This is a genomic window from Acinetobacter sp. 18QD2AZ41W, from assembly GCF_009829025.1.
Lineage (GTDB): Bacteria > Pseudomonadota > Gammaproteobacteria > Pseudomonadales > Moraxellaceae > Acinetobacter > Acinetobacter pseudolwoffii.
Genome location: NZ_WURP01000057.1, coordinates 1 through 1005 on the forward strand (window position 1 = coordinate 1; position 1005 = coordinate 1005).

Genomic DNA, 1005 nt, shown 5'->3' on the forward strand with positions numbered 1-1005 from the left:
TCTGTGATCAGTGCGACACTCTGACTCAGCAAGCGATGCCTGCCTATGTGATTGATAAAGGCATTGCTTCACCTGAATTGCTCAGCCATGTGCTGGTATCGAAGTATGCCGATCATTTGCCGCTGTACCGTCAGCGCCTGATCTATCAGCGGGCGGGCATTGATCTGTCCAGATCCACTTTATCTGACTGGATTGGTCGCTGCGGTGTGGAACTGGAACCTCTGGCCAATGCCTTAAAACAGGTGGTGCTGCAACAGCGGGTGATCCATGCCGATGAAACGCCGGTCACCATCATGCGGATGGGTGATGATGAGAAAAAACCGAAGAAAGGTTATGTCTGGGCCTATGCCACTACACAGTACAATCCAGTTCAGGCAGTGATCTATGACTTTCAGGATAGTCGTTCAGGTCAGCATGCTGAAGCGTTCCTGAATGGCTGGCAGGGTCATCTGGTCTGTGATGATTACAGTGGTTATAAAGCACGCTTTAAATCAGGCCAGGTCATTGAGGTGGGCTGCATGGCACATGCACGTCGTAAATTCCATGAACTGCATGTGACCGGGAAAAGTCAGATCGCTGAACAGGCATTAGTGCTGATTCAGAAACTGTATGCCATAGAAGCAGAACTCAGGAAAAAGACCGATGGTACAGCAGAACATCGCCGCGAATACCGGCAACAGCATAGCCAACCGGTGATGCAACAACTGTATGAATGGCTCAACCAACATTATCTGGCGGTGCTATCGAGTTCTCCAACTGCCAAGGCGATCAATTACAGCCTAAAACGTTGGCAGGCACTCTGCCGCTATCTGGATGATGGCAATTTGCCTATAGATATGAGCAGCATTGCTGCGCAAGGGATTGAAAATCAGATGCGCCCCTGGGCGTTGGGACGTAAGAACTGGCTGTTTGCTGGCTCGCTGCGCAGCGGCCAACGAGCTGCCAATATCATGACTTTAATCCAGTCAGCAAAGCTGAATGGACTGGATCCGTATGCCTATTTAA

1 protein-coding gene is annotated in these 1005 nt (G+C 50.2%); it reads left to right on the plus strand.

Annotated features, from left to right (window positions below):
• Positions 1-1005, plus strand: a 1005-nt coding sequence (locus GVV58_RS15225; RefSeq protein ID WP_159516861.1) for an IS66 family transposase, incomplete at both ends; no start/stop codon positions are given.